The 3,308-nt window shown below is 66.0% G+C and carries 3 protein-coding genes; 2 read left to right on the top strand and 1 reads right to left on the bottom strand.

The annotated features are described in order from the left end of the window. Both AC1DYI_RS30280 and AC1DYI_RS30275 read left to right on the top strand, forming a co-directional pair. Positions 1-825 (top strand): protein adenylyltransferase SelO family protein (locus tag AC1DYI_RS30280; RefSeq protein ID WP_477207824.1); only part of this gene is annotated, 825 nt, incomplete at its 5' end. A gap of 87 nt (positions 826-912) precedes the next feature. Beyond that, the gene (locus AC1DYI_RS30275; protein ID WP_477207823.1) at positions 913-1,599 is read left to right on the top strand and encodes an ion channel; all 687 of its coding nucleotides are present in this window, start codon (positions 913-915) and stop codon (positions 1,597-1,599) included. Between the two features lie 148 nt (positions 1,600-1,747). On the opposite strand, the gene AC1DYI_RS30270 is transcribed toward AC1DYI_RS30275, so the two are convergent. After that, entirely contained in the window at positions 1,748-3,082 is a 1,335-nt protein-coding gene (locus tag AC1DYI_RS30270; protein ID WP_477207822.1) for a delta-60 repeat domain-containing protein, read from the bottom strand. Between the last annotated feature and the right edge of the window lie 226 nt (positions 3,083-3,308).

Below are 3,308 nucleotides of genomic sequence, written 5' to 3'. Positions count from 1 at the left end.
GCCACGCTGATCGCGCACTGGATGAACGTCGGCTTCATCCACGGCGTGATGAACACCGACAACATGGCGATCTCCGGCGAGACGATCGACTATGGCCCCTGCGCCTTCATGGAGGCTTTCGATCCACGGGCTGTCTTCAGCAGCATCGACCACGGCGGCCGCTACGCCTACGCCAATCAGCCGCCGATCGCGCAATGGAACCTGGCTCGTCTGGCCGAGGCACTGCTGCCATTGATCTCGACAAGCGAAGAAGAGGCCGCCGTGCAGCAGGCGATCGGACGGGTCACGGAGGTGCTCAGCGGCTTTGCCGAGCGCTACGAAGTCGCTGTGCGACAGGGGCAGCGCGCCAAGCTGGGCCTGCAGCACGGGACTGCCGCCGACGATGAATTGATCAACGACTGGCTGGCGGAGTTGCATCGCCAGCAGGTCGATTTCACGCTCGCCTGGCGCAGGCTCGGCGATGCGGCCGCCGGCAACGAAGCCGCGCTCACGTCCTTGTTCGCCGAACCTCAGGCACTCGGCCCGTGGCTTGAACGCTGGCGTGCACGCTGTGCTGCCGACGATGCGGCAACCTCGACCGATGCACCCGATGCCGGGGCAACACGCGCCGAATGCATGCGCCTCGTCAACCCCTTCGTCATCCCGCGCAATCACCGCGTCGAAGAAGCACTGACCGCAGCCTCCGAAGCCGATGACCTTGGCCCTTTCGAGCGCCTGCTGGCGGCGGTGCGACGCCCGTTCGAGGAATCGCCCGAACTCGCCGCCTATGGCGAGCCGGCCCCCGCGGCCGTCACGGCCTGCTACCAGACCTTCTGCGGCACCTGACGGGCCGGATCCTCGAAAGCGGCGCCCGGGCCGATGATCGATCGGTGCGGCGCACGGCTCGGAGGCATCCCACCGCACAATCCTCCGATGCACCTCATCCGCTGGATCGACAACACCCGCCGCCACCCTTCGGCGATTCTGCTGGCCGTGCAATTGGCGGGCATGCTGCTGTACCCATTCATCGAACACACCGACGCCGGCCGGATCGGCTTTGGCGCGTTCGGCGTCGTCGTGCTAGGCCTCACCACCGGCATGGTGCGGCGCACGCCAGGCCTGAACTGGGTCTCCGGCGGCATTGCCCTGCCGGCCATCGTGCTGCTGGCGCTGCAGGCGCTGTTCGGCATGCCTGAGCTGCTGCCGTGGTCGTCGGCACTCGAAGCAATCTTCTACTTCTACGCGGCCGGCAGCCTCATCGCCTACATGATGGCGGACCGTCACGCCACCGCCGACGAGCTGTTTGCCGCCGGCGCCACGTTCACGCTGCTCGCCTGGGGCTTCGCCTACCTCTACTTGCTGACGCAGGCGCTGCAGCCCGGCAGCTTTGCCGCCGCAGTGAACCCCCAGTCAGCGCGCACCTGGACAGAGCTGATGTACATGAGCTTCGCGCTGCTCTCCAGCACGGGCATTGGCGACGTCATCCCACTGACGACGCATGCACGCATGCTGGCTGCCGTGGAGATGTTCGTCGGCGTGATGTACCTGGCGGCGGTGGTGTCTCGCTTGATTGGCTTGACGCTCATCGACCGGCGCGAGCTGCCGCCCGGCCCGTCATGAAGGCGACCGGCGCGATGTCGGTCACCTCTGCCCGCCAAGCCGAATCAGGACGATCAGTGATGTTCAACGAACATTTGTGAAGCGGATCGCGGCCATTTCACGATGCCGCTGATTTATCTAGTTAGACACCGCAATGGTGATCAAGCCGTCATGGCGCCATCGCTCCGCCCGCCAGATACCGCGCCACCGCGAACTCGGCCCACTTGTCGCTGTTGGTGGCCTGGAAGCCCACTGCCACGATCTTGCCGTCGGGCTGCAGCGCGGCGCCGAAGGCCCCGCCATTCAAGTCACCGAACGAGGTGCGCACCTTGCCGCCGGTGCCGAAGCTTGAATCGAGCGCGCCCTTGGGCGTCAACCGTGCGAGCAGAAAGTCGGAGTCCGACGACTCGGTGTCGGCGATGCCGACGACAACGATCTTGCCGTCGCCTTGCACCAGCACGCTGTTGGCGTATGCGCAGCAACTGCCGAAGTCGATCTGCACCTTGCCGTCGCCGCTGAACGTCGGGTCCAGCGCGCCGTTCGAGGCGTAGCGCGCAATCGCGAACCTCTGCGTGCCGAACGGCGAGCTGCCGAAGCCGGCCGCGATGATCTTGCCGTCGGGCTGCAAGGCTGCCGTGCGCGCGCGGTCGAAGTTGTGGCCGCCAGCGTCGGTGCGCACTTTGCCGGCGGCACCAAAGGTGGTGTCGATCGTGCCGTTGGGGAGGTAACGCACCAAGGCAAAGTCGTAGAAGTTGGTGGGGTTCTTGGCTGAGCCCACGGCAACGATCTTGCCGTCGGTCTGGATGAGCACCGAGAACGCGTCGTCGTTGAAGCCGTCGAAGTCGGTCGTCACCCGGCCGCCAATGCCGAAGGTGGCGTCCAGCGTGCCGTCGGGGTTGTAGCGCGCCAGCGCGAAGTCGGTGTTCGAAGAATCGTCGCTGGAGAAATCGACGAACGACGTGCCCGCTGCGACGATCTTGCCGTCCGGCTGCAAGGCCAGCGAGAAGGCGTAGCTGCCGTGGCCGAAGTTGGTCGTCACGATGCCGCCGTTGCCGAAGCCGGCGTCCAGCGAGCCATCGGGGTTGTAGCGAACCAGCTCGAAGTTGCCGGCAAACACGAACAGCGGAAACGCGCCACCCGCGACCAGAATCTTTCCGTCCGGCTGCACGACAACCGCCGAGGGCACCGCCGCCAGGCCGGGAAAGTCTGTCGTCACCCTGCCCTTCACGCCGAACGTGGCGTCGAGCTTGCCGCCCGCGGTGTAGCGCACGGTGGCGAAGTCTTCGTGCGAATAGTCGTTGTCTCGGTAAGTCTGCCCGACGACCACGATCTTGCCGTCCGCCTGCAGCGCCACCGCGCGGGCCAGGTCGGTGCTCTTGGCAATGTCGGTCATCTTCTTGCCGTCCCGGCTGAAGGCCGGGTCGAGATCCCCGTCGGCCGCGCGGGCCATTGGCCCACTCACTGCGCACACCAGGGCGACTGCCGCTGCAACGAGCTTGTTCATGTCCACACTCCAGGTCGGGCCGACAGATGCCCAACGGCATCTGAGCAGTGAGTGCCGAGCCGGGCGCGAAATGTTGAATTTGCCCGCACTATGGCCATGGATCACCTAGAACCTGCGCCGTCTAGGCGCCCAAGGCCTCCTCGCGGATCCAGCGCGCCACCTCGTCCACTTCGGGTTTCACGGGGGCTGCGGGCCACACGAGGTGATAAACCATGCCCTCCAGGAC

This window comes from Ideonella sp. P3_A4 (assembly GCF_056403075.1).
Note: the sequence above shows the minus strand (reverse complement) of the source record. Positions and strands in the feature narration are given on the sequence as shown.